At 34.8% G+C, this 24026-nt stretch carries 23 protein-coding genes and 1 other annotated feature; of the genes, 20 read left to right on the plus strand and 3 right to left on the minus strand.

The window, feature by feature from the left end; translation table 11 throughout:
- The first annotated feature begins 6 nt into the window (after positions 1–6).
- The 9 genes from MHH95_RS10755 (at position 7) to argS (ending at position 9942) form a co-directional block, all read left to right on the plus strand.
- Positions 7–1209: an iron-containing alcohol dehydrogenase gene (locus tag MHH95_RS10755; RefSeq protein ID WP_340727542.1), complete on the plus strand. Its 1203-nt coding sequence runs from the start codon at positions 7–9 to the stop codon at positions 1207–1209.
- A 77-nt stretch (positions 1210–1286) separates the two neighbouring features.
- Positions 1287–2810, plus strand: coding sequence for a class I adenylate-forming enzyme family protein (locus tag MHH95_RS10760; protein ID WP_340727543.1), 1524 nt, complete (start codon positions 1287–1289; stop codon positions 2808–2810).
- A 151-nt stretch (positions 2811–2961) separates the two neighbouring features.
- The gene (locus MHH95_RS10765; RefSeq protein ID WP_340727544.1) at positions 2962–3723 is read left to right on the plus strand and encodes a 3-hydroxyacyl-CoA dehydrogenase; all 762 of its coding nucleotides are present in this window, start codon (positions 2962–2964) and stop codon (positions 3721–3723) included.
- 12 nt (positions 3724–3735) lie between these two features.
- Positions 3736–4530: an enoyl-CoA hydratase/isomerase family protein gene (locus tag MHH95_RS10770; protein ID WP_340727545.1), complete on the plus strand. Its 795-nt coding sequence runs from the start codon at positions 3736–3738 to the stop codon at positions 4528–4530.
- A gap of 101 nt (positions 4531–4631) precedes the next feature.
- On the plus strand, positions 4632–5732 hold the full coding sequence (locus MHH95_RS10775; RefSeq protein ID WP_340727546.1) for a CaiB/BaiF CoA transferase family protein: 1101 nt from the start codon (positions 4632–4634) through the stop codon (positions 5730–5732).
- Positions 5733–6190: 458 nt separating this feature from the next.
- Positions 6191–6679, plus strand: a complete 489-nt coding sequence (locus tag MHH95_RS10780) for a sigma-70 family RNA polymerase sigma factor (RefSeq protein ID WP_191699368.1) — start codon at positions 6191–6193, stop codon at positions 6677–6679.
- Positions 6672–7661, plus strand: a complete 990-nt coding sequence (locus tag MHH95_RS10785; RefSeq protein WP_340727547.1) for an anti-sigma factor — start codon at positions 6672–6674, stop codon at positions 7659–7661. Before MHH95_RS10780 ends, MHH95_RS10785 begins: the two co-directional genes overlap by 8 nt.
- Positions 7643–7936 carry a hypothetical protein gene (locus MHH95_RS10790; protein WP_340727548.1) on the plus strand — a complete coding sequence of 98 codons (294 nt, stop codon included), beginning with the start codon at positions 7643–7645 and terminating at the stop codon, positions 7934–7936. Before MHH95_RS10785 ends, MHH95_RS10790 begins: the two co-directional genes overlap by 19 nt.
- 71 nt (positions 7937–8007) lie before the next feature.
- Positions 8008–8225: a binding site (T-box leader), on the plus strand.
- 40 nt (positions 8226–8265) lie between these two features.
- The gene (gene argS / locus MHH95_RS10795) at positions 8266–9942 is read left to right on the plus strand and encodes an arginine--tRNA ligase (protein WP_340727549.1); all 1677 of its coding nucleotides are present in this window, start codon (positions 8266–8268) and stop codon (positions 9940–9942) included.
- A 114-nt stretch (positions 9943–10056) separates the two neighbouring features.
- On the opposite strand, the gene MHH95_RS10800 is transcribed toward argS, so the two are convergent.
- Entirely contained in the window at positions 10057–10284 is a 228-nt protein-coding gene (locus MHH95_RS10800) for a tyrosine-type recombinase/integrase (protein WP_340727550.1), read from the minus strand.
- Positions 10285–10498: 214 nt separating this feature from the next.
- On the opposite strand from MHH95_RS10800, the gene MHH95_RS10805 reads away from it, so the two are divergent.
- Genes MHH95_RS10805 through MHH95_RS10815 form a run of 3 tightly spaced genes read left to right on the plus strand, consistent with a single transcriptional unit; the run spans position 10499 to position 15768 of the window.
- On the plus strand, positions 10499–12211 hold the full coding sequence (locus MHH95_RS10805; protein WP_340727551.1) for a dsDNA nuclease domain-containing protein: 1713 nt from the start codon (positions 10499–10501) through the stop codon (positions 12209–12211).
- 1 nt (position 12212) lies between these two features.
- Positions 12213–12836, plus strand: coding sequence for an ABC-three component system middle component 1 (locus MHH95_RS10810; RefSeq protein ID WP_340727552.1), 624 nt, complete (start codon positions 12213–12215; stop codon positions 12834–12836).
- Positions 12823–15768: an SMC family ATPase gene (locus MHH95_RS10815; protein ID WP_340727553.1), complete on the plus strand. Its 2946-nt coding sequence runs from the start codon at positions 12823–12825 to the stop codon at positions 15766–15768. Before MHH95_RS10810 ends, MHH95_RS10815 begins: the two co-directional genes overlap by 14 nt.
- Positions 15769–16188: 420 nt before the next feature.
- Here the strand turns inward: MHH95_RS10815 and MHH95_RS10820 are convergent, their stop codons facing one another.
- The gene (locus MHH95_RS10820; RefSeq protein WP_340727554.1) at positions 16189–16512 is read right to left on the minus strand and encodes a hypothetical protein; all 324 of its coding nucleotides are present in this window, start codon (positions 16510–16512) and stop codon (positions 16189–16191) included.
- 189 nt (positions 16513–16701) lie between these two features.
- Between MHH95_RS10820 and MHH95_RS10825 the strand changes: the two genes are divergently transcribed.
- From MHH95_RS10825 to MHH95_RS10855, 7 genes are all read left to right on the plus strand, one after another.
- Positions 16702–17553, plus strand: coding sequence for an alpha/beta fold hydrolase (locus MHH95_RS10825; RefSeq protein WP_340727555.1), 852 nt, complete (start codon positions 16702–16704; stop codon positions 17551–17553).
- Between the two features lie 30 nt (positions 17554–17583).
- Entirely contained in the window at positions 17584–18351 is a 768-nt protein-coding gene (locus MHH95_RS10830) for a hypothetical protein (protein WP_340727556.1), read from the plus strand.
- Between the two features lie 25 nt (positions 18352–18376).
- On the plus strand, positions 18377–18958 hold the full coding sequence (locus MHH95_RS10835; protein WP_340727558.1) for a GNAT family N-acetyltransferase: 582 nt from the start codon (positions 18377–18379) through the stop codon (positions 18956–18958).
- A gap of 192 nt (positions 18959–19150) precedes the next feature.
- Positions 19151–20221: a 3'-5' exonuclease gene (locus MHH95_RS10840; protein WP_340727559.1), complete on the plus strand. Its 1071-nt coding sequence runs from the start codon at positions 19151–19153 to the stop codon at positions 20219–20221.
- Positions 20222–20324: 103 nt separating this feature from the next.
- Complete coding sequence (gene coaW / locus MHH95_RS10845; RefSeq protein WP_340727560.1) at positions 20325–21161, plus strand: type II pantothenate kinase; 837 nt, start codon at positions 20325–20327, stop codon at positions 21159–21161.
- Between the two features lie 124 nt (positions 21162–21285).
- Positions 21286–21687: a MarR family winged helix-turn-helix transcriptional regulator gene (locus MHH95_RS10850; RefSeq protein ID WP_340727561.1), complete on the plus strand. Its 402-nt coding sequence runs from the start codon at positions 21286–21288 to the stop codon at positions 21685–21687.
- Between the two features lie 5 nt (positions 21688–21692).
- The gene (locus MHH95_RS10855) at positions 21693–22880 is read left to right on the plus strand and encodes an MFS transporter (RefSeq protein WP_340727562.1); all 1188 of its coding nucleotides are present in this window, start codon (positions 21693–21695) and stop codon (positions 22878–22880) included.
- 48 nt (positions 22881–22928) lie between these two features.
- Here MHH95_RS10855 and MHH95_RS10860 read toward each other — a convergent pair whose 3' ends face one another.
- Positions 22929–23324, minus strand: a complete 396-nt coding sequence (locus MHH95_RS10860; RefSeq protein WP_340727563.1) for a ribonuclease HI family protein — start codon at positions 23322–23324, stop codon at positions 22929–22931.
- Between the two features lie 113 nt (positions 23325–23437).
- Here MHH95_RS10860 and MHH95_RS10865 point away from each other — a divergent pair, with 113 nt between their 5' ends.
- Entirely contained in the window at positions 23438–23629 is a 192-nt protein-coding gene (locus MHH95_RS10865) for a zinc-finger domain-containing protein (protein WP_191699357.1), read from the plus strand.
- Positions 23630–24026: the final 397 nt, after the last annotated feature.

A 24026-nucleotide genomic window follows, 5' to 3' on the forward strand; every position in this document is an offset into this window, starting at 1 on the left:
GATATGATGAAAACAACTTCTTATTTTGAATTCACTCATCGCCCTGAAATCCGAAGCGGCGCAGGTTCACACGTTTTAGTGCCGGATTTAATTCAAGGGTTAGGCGGAAAGCGTCCTGTATTATTTTCTGACAAAGGGTTAACAGATGCAGGCTTAACGCAAAAAATTAAGAGCTTATTTGATATGGTTCCGGGCATAAAGCTTGCTGGTGTATTTGATGATATTCAGCAGGATGCTAAATCGAGCAATATTAATAGAGGCTTGAAATATTTCAAAGAATGTAATGGTGACTCCATTATTGCTATTGGCGGGGGAAGTGTTTTAGATACAGCTAAAACAGTTAAATGGGCCCTCTATAATAAGGTGAATCAGGTGGAATATGTACTGACGGGGAATGTGTTGGAAGTTTGGCCAGATGCCAAGCCGTTAGGGATTCCGCACATTTCGATTCCGACAACTGCCGGTACGGGTGCTGAAATCTCCAGCATTTCAGTAGTATTCAATGAAATGCTGAACCTGAAATGCAATTTAATGAATCCGTATTTAACTTCAGATATTGCGTTGTTAGACCCGGATTTAACGGTTGGTTTACCGCCAAGAGTAACCGCTTTTACAGGTATGGACGCATTAACACATGCAGTGGAAGGGTTTTTCTCAACAAAAGCGACGAATTTTTCAGATGCGTTTGCCCTGCATGCGGCCAAAATTATTGTCGCAAATTTAACAACAGCAGTGCATGAAGGGAAAAACGTTGCAGCACGTGCGAATATGCTTCAGGCAAGTGCAATGGCGATTACAAGTTTCCAATCGGCAATGGCTAATATTCCGATCCACAATATAGCTCACACGTATGGTGCGAGATACGGCATTCCACACGGTTTAGCAAATGCTGTGTTAATGCCAAGTGTAATGAAAAACCTGTCTGGTGTGTATTTACCGAAAATTAATGCATTTGCCCCTGCGTTAGGTGTAGTTCCGAATGAGGCAAATCCTCAGGAAACATTGGATGAGTGCATTAATGTAATTGTTGAATTACGAAATGCTGTCAATTTACCTGCAAGCTTTGACGAGTTTAATATCGATGCAGCTGAGATTCCTCAACTCGTACCGGCTGTTCAAAATGACCCGTCTTCACTAAGTTTCCGAATTCCTGAAGATGTCATTGTTAACGTGTCTCAAGAAGTGATTAGTTCTAAGGTAAGTATTTAATTTAAAGAAAGCGCTCTTGAGGAGAGGGGGATTCCTCCTTTCCTTTGATTTATAAATTGAAAGTAGGAGGTTACATTATGAACATTGTTGAATTGCTTACTTCAACAACTTCTCGTTTGCCAAATCAACCTGTTATCCACTTCAAAAGAGCTCGACTTACTTATAAAGAATTACAAGAAAAAGTTTACAATATTGCAGGCGGTTTAAAAGATCAAGGTGTCAAAAAAGGGACGAATGTTGCGCTAATGATGACGAACCGTCCTGAGTACATCATTACGTATTTTGCTATTTTAGCAAATGGAGCTACGGTTGTTCCGATCAATCCCACCTTCAAGGAACAAGAAGTGACCTATATAGTAAATGACGCCGATGTTGAACTATTGATTATAGAAGACGCATCCAAGCCAGTAGTAGAAAATGCAATGGCCCAATTCAAAACAGTCGGAAAGATTATTAATTACAGCGATACAGAAGATGACCGATTTTTATCATGGCATCAACTGGAGACATCTTCCCCCATTTCCGAAATCATCCCACTTCATGAATCTGATGTAGCACAAATTATTTATACGTCTGGTACAACCGGTAATCCGAAAGGTGCCATGATTACCCATGGAAACTTAAATTGGATGGCAATTACTGCCGCTGTCTACAATCAGTTTGTTCCGAGTGATCGGGTTCTTTGTGTATTGCCATTATTCCATGCTTACGCAAAACTTCAAGGCTTCCTGGCGCCTATCGCTCATGGCTGTACGATTTATTTAGAGGAACGCTTCCATCCGGTAGAAACATTAAAAGCGATTGCAGAATATGAAATTACAATATTCCTAGGTGTACCAACAATGTATGCGTTTTTTGCCCAAGTTCCTCAATTAGTCGAGCAACTGGATTTCTCAAAACTGCGTACTGCCGGTTCTGGTGGAGCAAGCTTACCAGCGGAGCTATTGCATAAAACGAATGAATCTTTCGGTGTAAGTATTTCTGAAGGATACGGTTTAACAGAAAGTACGGTGATGCTTATGACAACGCATCGAAGCTTACCGAAGAAAGTCAATTCTGTAGGTATGCCGTTACCGGGAATTGATTTGAAATTGGTAGATCCTGAAGGTAATGAGGTTGTAAATCATGAAGTAGGAGAAATCCTATTTAGAGGTCCGAACATGATGAAGGGCTACTACAAAAAACCGGATGAGACAGCAAATGCGATTAAAGATGGCTGGTTGTATACAGGTGACTTGGCGTACCGTGATGAGGAAGGCTATCACTTCATTGTAGACCGTAAAAAAGACATTATTATTCGAGGCGGATTTAATATTTACCCTAGAGAATTAGAAGAACTTTTATATCAGCACCCGGCTATAGTAGAATGCTCTGTCATCGGAAGGCCCGACCCGGTATTCGGTGAAAAAACGGTTGCCTATGTCGTATCGAAGGACGCCGAGCTAACAGAAGAAGCAGTTCGAGACTACTGCAAAGAAAAGTTAGCCGAATACAAAGTACCGGATTATGTAAGCTTTATCGAAGAAATCCCGAAATCCGGAACAGGTAAAATCCTGAAAACGGCTTTAAAAGATTTAGATAAAAATGTACTTCCTAATTAAAACTACTTGGTTGGGGTTCATATAGTTTAGCTACAGCTTCAGTACATGAACTAGAACGCAGATAATGTCGTTATGGACTAATCGCGATTAGCGTAGGCCAAGCAATGACGAATGGGTTAATTATTGAACAGGAACGAGGAGTGGATAAAGAATGAATTTTGACCAAAAGGCAATTATCATTACCGGTGGTGGATCGGGATTAGGTGAAGCTACTGCACGCACAGTCGCGGCTGCAGGCGGTTATCCTGTTATATTGGACTTAAATGAAGAAAAGGGTCAAGCAATCGCAGACGAATTGAATGGCCTATTTTTTAAAACGAACGTTGTGAACGAAGAAGATGTACAACGGGCGATTAATGGCGCGGTAGAAAAATACGGCTCTATTCAAGGTGTTGTCAACTGTGCTGGGCTTGGTACATCAACACGTGTTGTCGGTAGAAAAGGCGTGTTTCCGTTAGATGAATTTAACTTTATTATACAAGTTAATTTAGTTGGAACATTTAATGTGATTCGTTTAGCCGCAGCTGCCATGATGACAAATGAAACGAATGATGATGGAGAGCGCGGTGTCATTGTTAACACTGCTTCTGTAGCTGCATTCGATGGGCAAATCGGCCAGGCTGCTTATTCTGCGTCGAAAAGCGGGATTGTAGGGATGACTTTACCGATAGCAAGGGATTTAGCAAGCTATGGCATTCGTGTCATGACGATTGCACCGGGGATTTTCAATACACCGTTAATGGGGAGAGCACCACAGGAACTAAAAGATGCTTTAGGCAAGCAAGTTCCTTTCCCACAACGTTTAGGTGATGCTACTGAATTTGCTCATTTAGTAAAAGCTATTTTTGAAAATCCAATGTTAAACGGTGAAACGATTCGACTCGACGGAGCAATTCGTATGGCCCCGAGGTAAGGAGGAAAACAGATGAACCTTGAAACAATGACGATAGAAGAGCTGGACTATGGTGTACATGTCGTAACGATTAATAATCCGCCAGCCAATACATTAAGTGCAGGAATTCAACGTGATTTACTGCAACTGCTAGAAGAAGTAGAAAATAATCAGGCAATCCGTGCGATGGTGTTTAAATCAGCGAATCCGAAAATCTTTATTGCAGGTGCCGATTTAGGCTCAATGGGAAGCACAAAAGAAAGTGTAGATATTGCGGAAAGCTCGAAACATGTACAGGATATTTTCAATCGTTTAGAAGCGTTGAAAGTCCCGACTATTGCTGCAATTAACGGTCATGCTTTAGGTGGTGGCTGTGAATTCGTGCTAGCTTGTGATTTTCGTATAATGGGTCAGGGCACAATTGGATTAACAGAAGCGTCTTTAGGTCTGTTACCGGGTGCTGGTGGGACGCAGCGTATGACGAGATTAGTAGGTGGAGCGAAAGCGCGGGAGTTAATGTATTTAAGCAAACGTTTAAAGGCGGAACAAGCGGCAGCGATTGGCTTAATTACAGAAGCGGTATCACCGGAAGAGGTAGAAGAAAAAGCGATCTCATTAGCGACAACTTTAGCTCAAAGTGCAGTAGGCGCTATTGGGCTAATAAAAGAAAGTATTTTAGCTGCCGAGGAATTATCGTTAGAACAAGGGTTATTAGTTGAACGAGAAGCTTTTGCAAAAACATTTACAACTGGTGAGGTAGAAGAAGGCATACGTGCATTCTTTGAAAAACGCCCTCCCAATTTTTTAAAGCCTGTAACAAATCAATAGCTATAACAAATGTGCGGCCGTTTTGAAAGTTAACCTTTCATTACGGCCCTGCTTTTTAGTGGAACTCAAAATGACTCGGATAATGAAAGGATGATAGTACTATGCTTTTACAAGGATTAAAAATATTGGATTTCTCCTCAATGCTGCCTGGTCCGTTTGCAACAATGATGTTAGCGGATCTCGGAGCAGAAGTTTTGCACGTCACGAAACCACTAGAAGGAAAGCAATGGGACAAAGATGATTATTTACAGCGTTCTAAAAAATCAATTGCTGTTGATTTGAAATCGCCGGAAATAATTGCTTCGTTAAAAGAACTTGTAAAGGAATACGATATTGTCGTTGAACAATTCCGACCAGGTGTTATGACACGCCTTGGTCTAGGTTACGAAGTGCTTAAAGAAGTGAATCCAAGGTTAATTTATTGTTCCATTACCGGTTACGGCCAGACAGGTCCATACCGCGATCGGGCTGGACATGATATTAACTATGTGTCGATGTCGGGTATCCAAGGTTATTCTGGGACAAAAGAAGGTGGCCCTGCAAATTTAGGCATTCAGTTGGCTGATTTGGCAGGTGGGTCATTGCATGCTGTAATCGGCATTTTATCGTCTGTCATTTACCGGAACTGTACTGGAGTCGGGCAACATCTTGATATTAGCATGACGGATTGTGCTTTAACGTTAAATGCGTTATTTGCACAGGATTACTTAGTACAAGGAAAACCACTTCAGCGTGAAGAACTGTTGTTAAATGGTGGCTCGTTTTATGGCTATTATGAAACGATGGATGGCCGCCACATTTCTGTTGGCAGTCTCGAGCCGAAATTCAGAAAGCAGTTATGCGAGGCGATTGACCGTCCGGATTTGCTTCCATTGGCGATGAGTTTTAAACCAGCTGATGATGTGAAGTTAAAAAAGCAGCTGCAACAAGTATTTTTACAGAAGACGTTTAATGAATGGCAAACGATTTTCACGCAAGTAGATGCTTGTGTAGAGCCGGTTTTAAGCTTTGAAGAAGCAGTAAACCATCCACTTTTCTTAGAACGTGAAATGTTTGTAGATGTGGAAAAGCCAGATGGTACTACACAAAAGCAAATGGCCTGTCCGATTAAGTCCGATATTTTTAAAGCAACTTATACAGCAATCGGTGTGAAGTCAGGAACTCATAATGAGGAGATACTGGGAATTCCATTAAATAGATAGAGGATTTATTTTAATACTAAAGCTGATTTTAGGGGTCTTCTTTTATGAAGGTCCCTTTTGTATTGGAAAAAATTTGTTATTATCATAGATGAGGATTTTTGATTCCATAAAGTGTGTAACTTTGAATTAATTAAGTTGGACGAGCGCTTCTCAGGAGATTGAATTGTTTAATGAGGTAAATAGAGGAATGATTTTCCCTTATTTCAAAAATAAAGTAAAAAATAGTGAAAATAAGGGAAGGGAATTCCTTTATTGGACTAAAAAACATGAGATTTCGTGATTTTATTTAAAATAACGGTAAAACGTTCCCTTATTTATCCAAAAATGAGCAACATCATTTAAATAACGGTAAAATCTTCCCTTATTTTACCGGTTAATTAAAATAATTGAAATATTTTTATGATAGATTGCAACTTTATCGTGCATTTAATCGAGGATAGGGTGAAAGGTGGGAAGTAATGAAGCTGGAACAAATCTATTCGTTGTATGTAAAAGATTTATACAATTATTTATTCTCTCTTTGCCGCCATACGCAGACGGCTGAGGATTTATTGCAGGATACATTTTATAAAGCCCATGTAACATTACTTGCTCAGCCGATTAAAGAACTCAAGCCTTGGCTCTTTAAAGTCGCATATTACACGTATATCGATTATTGCCGCAAAGAAAAACGCAGTGAGCCATATGAGGAGATTGTACGAATCGATCATGCAACACCTGAGACGATTTATATGCAGGAGGACAGTTTTACAACTCTTTTAAATTTATTGGACCAATTGACACCAATTGAAAAGCAGGCGATTTTGTTGTGTGATGTGCAGGATTGTACGAATGAACAGGCAGCGGAAATTTTGGACTTGAAGCTTAATACGCTAAAAAGTCATTTGTTAAGAGGGCGAAAAAAAATGAGATCTATTATCGAAAAGGGGGGCATTAAAAATGGATGAGTATGAAAAATTAATTGCGAACTCAAAAAAACAGCAATTGTCCGATTCGCAGCAGCAAAAGCTAAATCAACAGATGAGACGTTCTGTTTCACTTTCTAAAATGAAATTGATGGTAGGTACGATTACCATTATTTTAATGATTCTTCCTGTCAGTTATATTTTTACTTTTCTTTATTATGCATTTGGTACAAAATCGACAACTTTAATGGATGTCACGAGTCAAACTTTATATGTGACGGAGCCGAATACATCGCTTGAGGAAATTGAATTCGATATGGAATTTTCACCTTTTTCGATGCAGCTGCAGTTTGACCAGTACAAGCGTATTGGGAAAGAGGATTTCAAAGTAAATACGTACGATATGCGCTATACACTAGGAAATTTATCGAGCAAAGAAGTGAGTTCCCAATTGGAGCGTGTCCAAAGGAAAAACCCAAATGAAACAAGTCCGTGGCTCACACATCCTAAAAATCAATCTGAGGTAGATACGTGGAGGGAGTGGGAAGTTTTAAGAGGTTTGCCGGATGAAACGGTTGTGGAAGCATATATTTCCTTCCATGATTTGCATAGAGTCGATGAAATCCGCCGTAGCTTTCGAAATGTAGATGTTGTTTGGGCGGCAGTTGATACGGGTGTAGAGGAGAAAAATCTGAGTAAAGATGGCGATGTCGTATCACCAATCGGTTATCCTGTACAGGTCGATAATACAACTTGGTCACCTTTTAAAAATAACTACAGTAATGAACGGACCTTTATCGATATATTAAACTATATTGTTCAATATGAGGACTTAGCGACAAAGGTATCCAGCCATAAAAATTTAGAGCTGCAGGAGCGAATTGACTACATTAATAAAAACGGGATTAAAACCTATGGGGTAGTTGTAACAGGACCCAAAAATGAAATTGAAAAACTAGAGGATAAAAACTTAATCCGTAAAATAAAGTTAGGCGAGGTGAAATTATGGAACTGGACAAATTAAAGAAACTTCAAATACCGGTAATTGCAGGATGGATTTCGGTTGGCAGTGGGTTGGTCACCTTATTGCTACTGAATATAAGCATGCTGACGAATGACTCTATTTTATTCGAGTATTTCAGTCTGATTTTGTGGGTTGGCTTTATTTGTGCCTGGCCGGCCATCTTTTCAAAGAAATCACGTTTTTTAGGCGTATGGGCACTAGGGATAATTCTATTTTTAATCGCATTCTATATGCTAATCTTTATCTTGGGCTGGATCATTGTACCATTCCCTTGAGGTGTTTATTAATCAGAATAGTACAAATTTAGATTGACACCGTATGATGTTAATGGATATAATTCTATAAATTAAATTCGATGAAAAAGACAGTAATTTACATAAATTTTGATTAGCGAGCCAGGGAAGGTGAAAGCCTGGTGCAAAATATGTAAATGAAACGCACTTTGGAGAAGCAACCTGAAATGAAGTAGGGAAGCCGGGGAGTCACCTCGTTAGCAATGGAAAGTGGTCACAATTTTGTGGCAACTAGAGTGGTACCACGGGATTCCTCGCTCTCGTCTCTAATATTGGAGACGAGGGCTTTTTATATTGGAGGGGAATAGCTGATGAACAGAAAAATTGCAGAAATTTTACTGCAGGCAGTAGAACATGATTTCACATTAAATGAAATCGAAACGTTATTAGAAAAACCAAAGTATGAACACCTAGGAGATGTCGCGTTTCCATGCTTTACATTGGCAAAAAAATTCAAAAGATCACCGAATAGCATTGCAGATGAAATAGGCAGCACCATCAATGATCCGTTTATTCAAAAGGTTCAAGTTGTTGGGGGCTATATTAATTTTTTTGTAAATAAATTGGAAGTAACAAAAGAGGTATTAGGTGAAATTGCATTAGTAAAGGAAACATTTGGTCAAAAACAAAGCAATAATAAAAATATTGTAATCGATTTTTCATCACCTAACATTGCCAAGCCATTTTCAATGGGGCATTTGCGTTCTACTGTAATTGGGAATGCACTTGCAAATATAGCGGAGAAAAATGGCTATGAAGTGATACGTGTCAATCATTTAGGTGATTGGGGCACACAATTCGGGAAGTTAATTGTCGCATACCGACTATGGGGCACTAAAGAACAAGTGGAAGCTGCACCAATTGAGGAGCTATTAAAGTTATATGTAAAGTTCCATGACGAAGCGGAAAAGTGTGAAGATTTGAATAATCAAGCAAGAGCCGCCTTTAAAGCACTGGAAGAAAATGAACAAAACGCACTTGAATTATGGGATTGGTTTAAACGTGCTTCGTTACAGGAATTTATGCAAATTTATGACCAACTTAATATTCCATTTGATGCGTATGAAGGAGAAGCTTTTTACAACGACAAAATGCATTCGATTGTCGATGAATTAGATGATAAGCAGTTACTAACACAATCTGATGGCGCGAATGTTGTCCTTCTAGAAGATATGCCTCCTTGCTTGATTATGAAGCAAGATGGGGCCACATTATATGCAACACGGGATTTAGCAGCTGCTTTTTATAGACAGGCAAACTATAAGCCATCAAAAATCTATTATGTAGTAGGAAATGAGCAGACACTCCATTTTAAGCAAGTGTTACATGTTATTGAGAAAATGGGTTATTCATGGTCAAAAAAATTACAGCATGTCCCATTTGGCATGATGCTTAAAGACGGCAAAAAGATGTCTACTCGTAAAGGTAGAGTAATTCTTCTAAAAGATGTATTAAAGGAAGCAGTGGAAACGGCCGCTAAAAATATTGAAGAGAAAAATCCGAGTTTACGAAATAAGCAGGAGATCGCCAAGCAGGTTGGAATAGGCGCAGTTATTTTTAATGATTTAAAAAATTATCGTTTGAACGATGTTGAGTTTTCTTTACAGCAAATGTTGAATTTTGAAGGGGAAACAGGGCCATATGTGCAATATACGCATGCTCGTATTTGTTCCATTTTAGAGAAAGCTCAATTTACGCTTCATGAAGAAGTAACGATAAAGGAGCTGGAGGAATCAGCTTGGGGAATCGTTTTGCTGCTCCAACAATATCCACAGGTTATTTCAGATAGCCTTGAGCAGGCGGACCCTTCCATAGTTGCGAAATATGTACTGCAATTGGCAAGAACATTTAATAAATATTATGCTCATACAAAAATATTAGTTGAAGATGAGAAGTTGGAAAGCCGTTTAGTATTATGCTTTGCTGTGGCGACGATTTTAAAGGATGGTTTGAAGCTATTAGGAATTAAGACTCCAAAAAATATGTAAAGGAAGAGGCATCATGCCAGGAATGATGTAATAAGCCTGTTAAACCCTTGATATCGCTGGGTTTGTATGTAAGGTGAAAGTGATTTGCTAACATTTTGCTAACATTGTATCAAATTAATCGAAGCGTCTCATGGGTTGTGCAAACTTATGGGATGCTTCTTTTTTCATTTCTTTTGTAATGTGCAAATAAATATTTTTGGTCGTTTGATCATCGATATGACCAAGTCGCTCCATAATTTGTTCAAGTGATACTCTCGCTACTGCTAAGAGCGACGTATGCGAATGTCGTAGTGATGGCATGAAATCTGTACTTAAATGACAGAGCTTTAATAAACGTGCCATACGAAGCTGTACTATCTTTACACCAGCCCCTCCTTACATGAAAAATGTAAATATAATAGCTTCGGTTTCTAATCATTTTCATAGGTCTAAGTGCTCATTTTGAGTATTTTATTAAATCATCTCTTTATTAAGTGGTATATAATGGTATTTTGAGTATTGTGTAGTTTGTTGATGTTAAAATTTATTTTGGAGGGATTGAATTACTTTGTCACAAGTGGAAGAAGTAGATGTACGTTCAAGACAAATTGAAAAGTTAAAAGAATACGTAGAGAAAGAGAATATTACTTTAGATGAAGATATTGAAACTGTAATAGATAAATTAATGGGCGGAAAATTAAGAGATATCGGAGGACTTACTGCTCTCAGGGGGTTCGTCTATCAGTATTATGTAGCTATATTTTATATGATAAAGATGGTATATCCAAAATCAATAGATACTTGGTGGGATTATGTAGTAATAGAATATTTTGATGATGTGACTTTACTTAATGAAAATGACGTTCGATTTATTCAAGTAAAAACAATTCGTGAAGGGACAGGGAATTTATTTACTCCATATGCATTTTATAATCGTTCTAAGCCTAAGATAGAAGATGTTTTAAATAAGAAAGCATATTTTAATAGTTGGTTAGATAAATTATTTCTTAATTATGATTATTTTGTAGAAAAACATTTAAATGAAGGAGGCGTGGCGATAGATAAATTTCTCAATCCGCAATTTGAAGTAGCTACAAATACACCTTTCTCAAGTAGTAACAAATTAAAATATAAAACAAACTCGAAGTATAATTTAGAAGAAAAATTTGACGAAGATGATGTTTTTTTAGAAAAGTTAGAATCAGTAAAAATTGATGGAGACGAAGCTGTTGATATTTCTTTTAATGAAGTATTACAAAAGGATATTAAATTTTACTTAAATCGATTATTCGTTAATCATCTAGGTTCTTCAATAGAACTTAAAGAAACAATCATTCAAATGATTATGGAAACCCTTGATAATACTGAGATTGAAAAATATTCTATTGCGACTTATATATTTGATAAAATATTTGCGAAAGTATTTTCAACTACTTATAGTGATAATCCTAATGTCACACTAGACGACCTTACTTTTAGTAAAGATTACATTCAAATTTTATTTGAAGAGGGGAAAGCGGAAGGGGCAGAAGTTTTAGCTAGAGCAGTAAATAATCACACAACTTATGCTATGTTTGATCGTGCTATAAAAAGCTTAGCGCAGGATATTAATGAAACTTATAATAATGAAGATATTAAAAGCGACCTTAAAGAAACACTGAATTGGTTTTATAATTCATGCAACGAAGAGTTTGAGAAAGATCCTAAATATTTAGCAGTTTTTCTACATAAATTATTTGAAATGGAAAATAATCTACCGGTAGATAATTATACAGGTAGTAATAGTGAACATCATTTAAAAAAATCCATTGAATATATTGTAAATTGTTTAGCATTCTATGTTGATAAAAAATCAGTATTTAATAATGCAAAATTATTATTCCATTCAGGAGAGTTAAATGCTAATCAAAAACTGTTATTTTCGATATATAATGCTCAAAATAAAAAAGATACAACCAGTGTAAAAAACAGCATTGCTACAACCATTCAATATTGTGAGGTAAGTAAAGATATAACAGAGGGTTTCTGTTGTTTAATTATAGACGATTTAGAAACTGTGAGTAGATCTGATGATAAAATAGCTGCACTTTTACAGATTAGTAGTATCGAAGAATCTCAACCTAAAATATTAGAGTCTGTTAAAGATTTAATATTTTTTGATACTAATAATATGAACGAATTTATAAGGAGATTAAAAGAAATTAATAACACTCAAAAAATAGTATTAAAAGATGATGATTTTGTAAAAAGTTGGAGAGAAATCGTGGGAATTCCTAAAAAAGGAGATTAATATGAAAATTGAAGAAGTGATTGATGTTTTATTGAGTCATAATTATGAAAATGTTACTTTGAGAGATCCAAATAGAGAATTATATGAGAATAATCTACAGGTATTTGGAGATAAAGTTAGAATAATTTTTATTAAGGAGTTTAGAACTGAATCGTCCTTTTATCAATGGACTTCTGAACAAGCAATAATTGCCTCTAAATACAATGATTTTACAGCAAAACAGAAAAAAAACTTATATTTTTTTATGGTTTTGGATTTTAATTACGATAATGATAACGTTAAGTTAGAAATAAATAAGATAGAAAAAGACTCATATGTCTGTAAAAAATATATTTTAAGAAATATTGAAAATATGAATAATATTCCCTTTATACCTGATATAAATAGTGATGTCGAAAAGGGATTTGACTATATTACAAATTTTAAAGATACCATAACTAATATAGATTTATTACATAAAGATATGCCGTTAAATATTAATATTAATCGAGAACATTATAAAAATAATATTGAAAAACTAGTGGAATTCTATTTTAAAAAAGATTTTGAAAATCTTAGTGACGAAGAACTAGCAACTGAATTAAAGAAAGTGCTAGATATAGGAGAGAATAATGATTATAAATAAACTTATTTTACAGGATTTCAGGGCATTTAGAGGTTATCATGAATTTGATTTTTCAAATAAAAAGATAATTGTAATTAACGGTCCAAATGGGCATGGTAAAAGTACGATTTTCGATGCAATGAACTGGGTTTTTTTAGGTAAATTAAATCGTTATTCTGGTTCTATTGAAGGCAAAAGATTCAATTATATTGTAAATAATCATGCTAAAGAGAGTGGGAAATATATTACTTTTGTACAGATTGAACTTGAAGAAAATAATGAGACTACAGTAATTAAAAGGGAGCTAAAATATAATAGTTCCGAAAAGATTTATATAAATGGAGTTTTAATTGAATATAACGAAATTCATAGTAAGGTTGCTGATATTTTAGTTAAATCCAAGAATATTGCTGTTGGAGAAGATGAAACACATATAGATTTATCAACATTAGTTTCATCAACGCAGATACTTTCACAAGAAGATTTAGATGAATTTGTTAGAGGAAATAAACCTGGAGAAAGATATAAGAAGTTAGAAAAGATATTAGGATTCAAAAGATATGGTGAAGATTTTAAATCGTTTTTAAACGATGCTAAAACTATCGTAAGTAAAGATTTAGGAGATTTGGAAGCTAAAAAGAAAGAGATTACCAGTAAAAAGGATATACTTGAAACTAAATTTAATGAACAAAAAAAAGCGTATGAAAATTCTGGTGGGATAACTGAGGAACAATTATTAAAGAAAATCTACGATATTAATCATAAGCAAATTCTGCCTGATGGTATGAACTATATTAATCTATTAAGGACTAATGTAATAGAAGATGAAATTTTAGAAAAGCTGAAAGTAATAAAAAAAGAATTAACTGAAAAAAGTAATGACTTAAAACGCTTGGAAAATAAAATTAAATCAAGAAAACTTAGTTCTATAAATTTAGCAGGCATTTTCCAAGATAAACTATTATTAAATAAACAGATAGTAGATTTTAAAAAGGAAATAGACGAAAGAAAGCAACAAATTAATAAAGCTATTAAAAGAGTAAATTATTACAGAGAACTTGATATATCTTTAAATAAGATTCGAAATATTAAAATAGAAGTAACACAGTTAGAAAATAAATATAAAGAGTTAGAGGATAATTTAGAAATATTATTTAATAAAGAGGGCGTTAAAGAATTATTAGTTGAAATGAGTTTCAAAGAATTTCAACAGCAATATAATTTAAAACAAAATTATTTGAGTGATTTAAGATTATGGGTTGAGATTAATGAGAGTGAAGAAAGTATCTCAAAGTATAAAACAGAAATAATTGAATTGAATAACCTTATTGAACAATATAATAATAATTTGAAAAAAATTAATATAGAGAAATTAGAATATAAGAAAAATGTAGATATTCTAAATAACTCTATAGAAAATAAAGAGGATTCTCATTTAAATCAATTTATTTATGATATACGAAATTACATATTAAATTCTGAAGTTATTACAGATTGCCCAGTTTGCGGTACAAATTTTGAGTTGAATGCTAAATCACTTAAAGAACAAATTAGAGAAAAGCTTAATGAAGTAAAAAAAGAATTAACTGTCCTACAAAACAAGAAGTTGGAACTTGTTAATTATTATAATGATTTAGAAAGTAGATCAAAAAATATCTCAAACAATATAGAAAAAAACGAACATTATGCTCGGAATATTCAAGCTAATATAGATTTATTACAAAATAAGATAGTTAATTTAAAATCTAAGGTTCAATTTCATAATATTGATAAAGGATTAGAAAACAATATACAAAGTATAAAAAAGATAAGCGACTATATAGAGAAGTTTGAAAATTTATATAACAATATCAGCATTATATTAAATATAGAAGATCAAAAGAATATAGTTAACGATAAATTAGAATTTAATAAATCAGAAAGAACTAGACATTTATTAAGTATACCTAAGAGATGTTTAATCTATGTAAATTCAATTTCTAAATTAAATCGAAAGGAGCAGGTGTTTAAGAATTATATAGAATCTTCTAATGTTAAAGTTAAAAACGTTGAACTTCTTTTAAATGAAACCATACTTAAATTAGAACAAGATTCAAACGAAGAAGTAATAATAAGAAATATTTCACAGGAATATCAGAAAGAATTTAAAACTAGTAGTTGTATACTAGATATAGGAATAATGCTTAATAATATTAATGAGAAGCATACTGATATTATAAATGCTACAAAATATTTAGATGATGTTATATATTCTATATATTCATATTTAAATGAGAATGAATTTATAGAAATAAAAAATGAAAAGGATAAAGCTTCACTAAGCCTAAATAAGATTTCTAATATTATTGTTGATAATAAAGAAAAGTTAGAGCAAATTGAAGAATTTTTAAAGGGACATAAGAGTATTCAAACAAATATATTAAATCAATATTTAGAAGATCAAAGTAAAAATATTAATTTTTATTATAAACAAATTTCTCCACATGCTTTTTATAAAAACGTTAAATTAGTAGCACTTAAAGGAGAGTTGTACATCTTACTATTAGAAGAAGGACAAAAAATTTCTAGTTTAGAAGTGGAAAATTTAAAAAATGAAGTGAATGCAAGTCTTACTTTTAGTGCAGCACAATCAACTATATTAGCATTAAGTATATTCTTGTCTCTAAACTCTACAAATAATTGGAGTAAACTTGAAGTCCTAGGGATAGATGATCCATTTCAGAATTTAGATGATGTAAATATATTCTCATTTGTAGATGTAATTAGTACATTAATAAATAAAAAGCAAAAACAAGTTTTTTTAAGTACACATAATAATGATTTTGCAAAATTAATTACTTCAAAGTTAGATATTAAAGAGGATGAAATTGGAAATATAACATTTTTATCTTATAGTAAAGATAAGATGTTAATTAGTTCAAATGTAAAAAATAATAATGCCTTATTAAATTAATGAGCTATCTCAATAAAAGAAACTACTCACTACTGTAGTAGCTTTTTGCGGAAATAGTGCAACTGATGATCACTATTTGCTAACACAATCACATAGAAAACAATAAACCATCATGAAATATGTTACAGCTATAAATCCTAAAAACTTGATTTACCGCACTTTCATAACACACCATACAACATATAAATCACTTTCACCTTACGCCAGGAATGATGCCTTCTTATTTTCATATTGCAAAAAGGCTCATCACCATAACATGGGGTTGCTTTTCTAATAAAATTCCACTTCATTGGTGGGCTACGGCAAGGCAGCGATAAAACCACGTGATACGTGTTTTTATCGCTGTCTTTATTGCCGGTTGTGAGGCCCACTAATCCCAAAATTTTGCCCTCGTTATAAAGTGAAGTAAAAAACACCCAATCAAGCCGCTTGCGCTATCGCGAGGCGGCGGAGAGCGGAAAAACTAAGTTTTAATCTTCGGTTTTTACGGAAATCCAATTTATGCCAAAGTAGAGTGAGATGGAACGAAGGGTGAGCCGCCAAAATACTTGCTTCAACGAAAAGAGTTGTGCGAAGTGTAGGGGCAAACTCCTTGGCGATTAAGCGTGCGCGGAAAATGGTTGCTCCTGTCGCTGACGCTTTCGTCGCAAAGCTTTTTGACAAAAACTTTGGAGCCACGCCGCCCGGAAAGCCTGCCCCGGAACGTAGTACAACGGACGCGAGCTTCAAAGACACTTGCTTCATGCGTTTTCCCCGTAGCGTAGTAAAACGGACTTAATTAGAAAATCTTATTTTTCAATTTTGTCATCCCTTACTTATGGTGATGAACCTGCAAAAAGGGTGAAATAGTTAAAATTCCCAATTGATATTGTTTAAGAGGGTAAACTATGCGAGAATTTATTTGAATATTTAAAATTAACAAGGGGGATTATTATGTGGGATCAGCAGTTAATACATACCGAGAATGGGGTTTTTGAAGTTTTTACAAAGGGGGAAGGCAGTCCGCTATGTGTGACTCATTTATACAGTGAGTACAACGCTAATGGGAGCCGGTTTGCTGAAATGTTTGTGCCATTTTACAAAGTATATTTAGTGAATTTACGTGGCTGTGGCAAATCAACAGATGATTTAACGGTATTTAACTATAGCATGCAGGATAGTGTAGGAGATTTAGAGGCAATACGTAAAACGTTAGGACATGAGACATGGGGCTTTGCCGGACATTCAACAGGAGGAATGCTTGCATTAAAATATGCCATTTTATATCCGTTAAGTGTGGAATTTATTGTAGCTGGAGGTCTTTGTGCATCTTCTGACTATATGCAACATCCTGGAAGCATTTATTGTAAGGAAAATCCTAACAATAAAAGAATTCTAGAAATTTTAGCCATGCTGAAAGATCCAGCTTCAACAGTGGAGCAAAGACAAGCGGGCTCTAAAGAATGGGCACTAATGTCCTTATATAAAGAACAAAGCTTTGAGAATATGGTGAGCCGTCCGACTAGCGGAAAAACAGTATCGAAAAGATTGGACTATTTTTCGTATGAGGAGTTGCCTACTTTTGATTTACGACCACAACTGCCTAACGTGAAAACAAGAGCTTTTATATATGGAGGTTTATATGACGCACAATGTCCATACGAATATGCAGTGGAAGCTGCACAATTATTACCGAATGCGACATTGACAACGTTTAGTGAAAGTAATCATCATCCTTGTATCGAGGAAGAAGAAAAGTTCGCCGAATTTGTTCGGGAAATATTTCAGGGCGTTCCAAACAGTTGAAATTGAAAATTAAAATAGGAGTTCAGCTATATGTATACGGAAACTGATAGAGAGCGATATTTTCAAGACGTCATTATAAAAATACAGGCGATTAACGAGGTAGAAGGAATTATTCAACTAGGTTCAGGAACGATAGGCTACAGTGATCAATTTTCCGATATTGATTTAATGGTAGCAACTATAGAACAAGTGGATGTAGCGAAAGATTTAATAAAGACCGAGCTACAAAATTTGGGGTCATTTTTCATTAAAGAAGGCAAGTTCAGTGATCAAATTTTTTTGCTCATTCCTTTTTACGAAAACGGTTTAGAGATGAATATTTCAGTATTACCAACTTCATTTTTAAACGTAAAATCACCTTTATGGAAATTAATATTCGATCGTAACGGGGAAGTACTGCCGAAAATGCTGGAGGAACACGAAAATTTTCAGAAGCTAGAACAGCCTTACATAAAAAAGTTCGATATAGTTTTTGAGTTTGCCTATCATTTAAGAAAGTTGCACATTGAGCATCAGCGTGGAAATGACATCTTTGCTATGGAAATGCTGGAGGAGCTGCGGGAGTTTACTTTAACTGTCCAAATATTAAATGAACAAAAGAAGTTACATCAATTTAAGGCATATCATACGTTAGAAGAAGACTTTGTAAAACAACTAAAGAGGAGCTATCCGTCAACAACAGACAGCTCCGACATTATGGCAGCTGCCAAGTTAGTTACACAGTTATTTAAAGACACGATACAGAAAAATGAAATATTCGATTTTGATGAGCAATTGTTTAAAATTGCAGAAATCTAGATCCCCGAAAAGGAAGGTAGATCCTATGAAAAATATACTTTTAGAAAATGACATTGTCTTATTAAGACCTATTGAAATCGGGGATATCGAAGGCATAAGGAAAGCCGCTAACGATGGGCGGATTTGGGAGCATATGTCGGTTAGTTTACTTGATCTTGCGTCGGTGGAAAGCTATGTAAAAAATGCTATCGCAGATCGTGAAAAAGGTATTACCTATACTTTTGTTGTAATTGAAAAGAAAACGAATAGGATCGTTGGCTGTACGTCTTTTCTTGATATATCACTTCCTCATAAACGAGTTGAAATAGGTTCAACATGGTACCAACCAAGTGTGTGGCGTTCAGCAATTAATACAAATTGTAAGTTTTTATTGCTTCAGTACGGCTTTGAGGAACTCCAGTTGAACCGCATTCAGATTAAAACAGGTCATGAAAATATTCGTTCACAACAAGCAATTGAACGAATTGGCGCAGTGAAAGAAGGGATTTTGCGCAATCATATGATTCGAAAAGAAGGGACAATTCGCCATACTGTCATGTATAGCATAGTTGCAGAAGAGTGGGAAAAGGTGAAGGCAAAGTTTACTCAGGAATTATTAAATCCGTGAGACGAAATCTATTAATATAGAAGAAATTTTATTATGGGAGATAGATAATCTACCAACATAAAATACATGTTTTTTATCTTTTAGCATTATTAATGCAGAATATACGAACATACCGTGTCAGACGCTGTTTTTTCATATACAATAGAAAGAGCATTATTTTCTTTTGAATAGGAACGGTTATTAAAATAGTAGGTGAAAAATTTGGGAAGAACAAAAACATATATAAGTATAGATATAGAAGCCGCCCTGATTCGAGGGAAGCAATATATTATCGAAATAGGTGCAGTTAAATGGTTGCCTGATGGTACGACCGAAACTTTTACACAGTTAATCCAACCATACAAGTTTAAAAGGCTAAATGTACATATTCAAAAATTAACGGGTATTACAACAGAACAATTACTGGATGCGCCGTCATTTAAAGAAGCGTTTTATAAATTCAAACGCTGGTGTAAACAGGATTATATATTTTTGACATTTGGGGAATTTGATCGGAAAGTGCTAGAAGAGGAGCTTTCACGCAATTACATAAAAAATGATTGTCTATATCCAATGATTGATTTTCAACAAAAGTATATGATTGCTAAAGGTATAAAAGAGCAACCGTCATTAGGTGGATTAATGGCAGAGCTCGGTTTGGAAAATGAAACACAGCATCGCGCTTTAGCAGATGCAGCTAGTCTTCTTTCAATTTTTATGGAAGTAGACGGGAAAAAATTAATTGAACAGCAGCAAACAGACGATTTTTTATTAGTATTAACGAATTTACGCATGCTTGAAACAACATATGAATTAGTGATTTCGACTACATATTGCAAAGTAGAGGACGAGCAAGTACATATACAATCCATGCAAACATTTCGAGATGAACTTCCTTTTACAGTTTATACAGTGGAACAACAAAATGAAGATGGGGAAGTTACAACAATAGAAAGAGTCAGTATTAAGCCAAACGAGCAGGCAAAACAGCTGTTGCAACAAATTTCACAAGATGCAATGGGGAAAATATTGATTTCACGTACACCACTTAGGTCTATGTCCAAAATTTTAAAGCTGCACAATGTGGCATTACCAAAAACAGAAGTGATGACCTTAACAAACCTATTGAAAAAAGAAGAGATTATCGCTAAATTCCATTTAGTAGAAGAATCTACGCATTCCTACGAGGCAAAAATTTTACGCTTATTGCGCAAGTATGAACATGTATTTGTTGAAGAGTTTCATAAACGTGCTTTAATCGAAAAGGATATAATTCAAGTATAATAAATTCTCCGATAGTAGGAGAATTTTTCTTTATTGCAGAAGTTCATTAAGTTATGATAGGGTAGTACGAATTACTCGTTGGAATGATAAAGGAGATTATTTTATGTCAACATGGATTGGAATTGATACAGGGGGTACGTTGACAAAGCTTGCCTATATGAATGATCAACAGGAGCTTACATTGACAGTCTTTCCATCTAATGAAATGCATTTAGTTAGAGAATGGTTGGAAAAACATCCTCAAGTAGAAGAAATCGGCTTGACAGGAGGCCGAACTGAGCAATTACGAGATGTTTTAAAAACGATGAAATCGATTCAATATATTGTAGAGTTTGAAGCAACATTAAAAGGTGTGCGCTATTTATTGGAAAAAGAAGGTCATTCCATCTCTCAAAGTATTATTACCAATATCGGTACGGGGACATCAATTCATTATATGGATGGGAATTCCCATCAGCGTGTTGGAGGTACTGGTGTAGGTGGGGGTACGTTAATTGGACTTGCCACAATTATGACAGGTATTTCTGATTTTGATGAGATTAAATCTAATGCTTTTGAAGGTAGCCGTGATGGAATCGATTTACTTGTGAAGGATATATACCAAGGAATGGATACACCGATTGACGGAAATTTAACAGCTAGCAACTTCGGTAAAGTTGGTATTACAGAGCAACGTGAATTTGACCAAAATGATGTTTTGGCAACAACTCAAGGACTGATTGGCGAAGTAATCTCAACTTTAAGCATTCAGCTAGCAGAGCAACATAATACGGATTATATTGTATACATTGGTTCGACATTAATAGACAACATACAGCTAAAAAAGGTAATAGAGCATTATACAATTTTAAAAAAGCATAAACCGATATTTTTACAAGATTGCGGATTTTCAGGTGCTATTGGTGCACTAATAAATATTCGTGAGCACCATAAAATATAATTTGAAGCATTTAAGCTAGTAAAATAGTTTAAATGCTTTTTTTTTAATCTTACTTTACATAATGTTTACATAGGCGTAACATATGAATAAACTATTTAATTAGGTAAATAAATCGGGGGTAAATATGTTGAATGAGTTATTTCACATGTTTTTTCAACAAAATCGTTATTTAGTCAATAAATTAAATGAAGTATTAAAACCACATGGTCTATATAGTTCACAATGGTCAATCCTCTATTTACTGCACCAAAATGGACCAATGTCACTCACTGCAATTTGGAAATATTTAAATGTGGAAGCGCCAACTGTGACAAGAACGGTTAATCGTTTGGAATCTCTAGGTTGGGTTGAAAGACTGTATGCGATGGATAAACGCGAAAAAATGATTTTCTTAACAAAGAAAGGGTTGGAACAGTTTCCGCCCATTGAAGCGTCTGTTCGATCGTTTGAACAGGAAATAGAGAAAAAGTTATCATACGAAGATCAGGAACTCCTAAAGGGGATACTTAAAAAGATAGAAGGTTAATGGAAATGGAGCAACAAAATCAACAGAACAAAATTTTTACTAAACAATTTATTAGCTTATTTTTTACAAACATGTCCGTTTTCTTTGTGTTTTACGGTCTAATCACGACATTGCCGCTATATGCAATCGGTGTGCTGGGAAAATCGGATGATGATTCAGGATTACTCGTTACAGTATTTTTAATCTCGGCAATAATTGTCAGACCGTTTTGCGGAAAATTACTAGAAGTATTTGGGAAGAAGAGGCTGCTTATAGTCAGTCTTGTCTTTTATTTAGCGTGCACTATACTATATATTTTCTTTAAGCCATTTATTTTATTGCTGGCACTAAGATTTTTCCAAGGAATATGGTTTAGTATTGCTACAACAGCATCGGGCTCGTTGGCAGCAGATATTATTCCTGCTAAACGTAAAGGAACAGGCTTAGGCTATTTTACAATGTCAACGAATTTGGCAGTAGTATCCGGGCCATTTATTGGGTTACTTATTATCCAATACGCAAGCTTCAATGTGCTGTTTATTGTGTTATCTGCTTTTGTTGCGGCTGGCGGTTTGCTGGCATTAACATTACCGGTAGAAGAAAATTATGTAACACCCGTACAGGGGAGTAAATTCAAATTTTCATTTAATGATTTATTTGAAAAAAGAGCATTGCCGACTGCTGCCATAGCGTGTTTAATCGCATTTTCCTATGCCAGCATTTTGTCATTTTTATCGTTATATGCAGAAGAACGAAATTTACTTACAGTAGCAAGTTATTTCTATGCTGTGTTTGCAGTCGCGATGATTGCAGTTCGGCCGTTTACAGGGAGAATCTATGATACATTCGGAGCAAAATACGTTATAATCCCATCGTTCTTCCTCTTTAGTATTGGTTTAGTAATACTTGCCAATGCTCAGCAGGCAATACCGTTTTTATTGTCGGCCATCTTTATAGGGATCGGATATGGGACATTAACAACGAGTTTTCAATCTTTATGCATCCAGTCGACTTCACCTATGCGAAGCGGATATGCAACAGCTACGTACTTTACGTTATTCGATATAGGGATAGCAGTTGGCTCGTATGTTTTTGGGGTTGTAGCAGTAGCTGCAGGCTATAAGACCGTTTATATGAGTTCAGCGGCTTTAGTTTTCCTTGTGTTAGTGATTTATATGATGACGCATAGAAAACTTCAAAATCAATCGGAATAGTACAAAAACGATTCATTTACACCTTAGCTGGATAAATGAATCGTTTTATTATTGGTCTGTATTTTTTAATATTGCTTCACGTGCAAGGGCGTCTGCGGCTTTATTTTCTTTATCAGGAATCCATTTAATAAAATAAAGATCAAACTGTTCAATAAGTGCCAGTGCTTCCAATAAAAACGGTTTAAATTCTTCATTTTTAACATATTCTTTTTCAATGGAGCTCACTACAATCTTTGAATCCGAGCGCATTGATACGAAGGTGGCACCAATTTTCAGCGCTTCTTCCAATCCTCTTATTAGCGCTGTAAATTCAGCTATGTGATTATTCGTCATACCTATTGGTTCACTTATCTTTATATGATGACCTTCACCTTTGATAAAAATGCCAATCCCGCTTGGTCCAGGATTGCCGGCACTTGCACCATCAATATATACTTCCAGCATAAAACCGCTCCTTTTTAATTTGCTTATATTTAGTATAGCAAAACACTTGAAAGTTGGAGAAAAATTAAAAATAGCGTACAATAGAAAATCATATTTAAAAGGAGGTACATGAATTGAATAAAGTGGATGTGATGAAAGACATTGATGAATTAATGGATACTTATTGTTCAGACTGTCTAGTCATTCGTGACCTTCGTAAGGAACGTGGAAAACACGGTGCACATCGTTTTTGTATCGAGTCTTGTACAGTTGGGGAACAACTTCAATTTCTAGGACAAGAAATGATGAAAATTTATGAAAAATAACATTTTGTTGCTATCGTACTATTGAATGATAATGTTTTTTTGATATAATGAATAAGTATTTCTTATTTACCTATTATAAATCTCTGGTACAGATTTATGCAAAGTAGGTAAAGCCAATCAACGGAGTGGTTTCCGTTGAAAAGTCTCTTCATTTTTATCCCTTTTATGAAAAAGGGAAAGGAACAATTTGCAATGAGCTGCGCATAACAGCTCATTTGCAAATTGTTTTTTATTATATTTAAATAGTAATTTTACCCTTATATTTAAAAAATAAGGTTATTATGAAAATGTTGGACTCATCACCATTTTGTGGGGTTGCTTTTTATGAAAATTTTCTTAATTGATTTGTGGGCTTTGGCAAGACAGCGCTAAGGCTACGTGATTAAGTACATTCTTT

The organism is Solibacillus sp. FSL K6-4121 (assembly GCF_038002585.1).
Lineage (GTDB): Bacteria > Bacillota > Bacilli > Bacillales_A > Planococcaceae > Solibacillus > Solibacillus faecavium.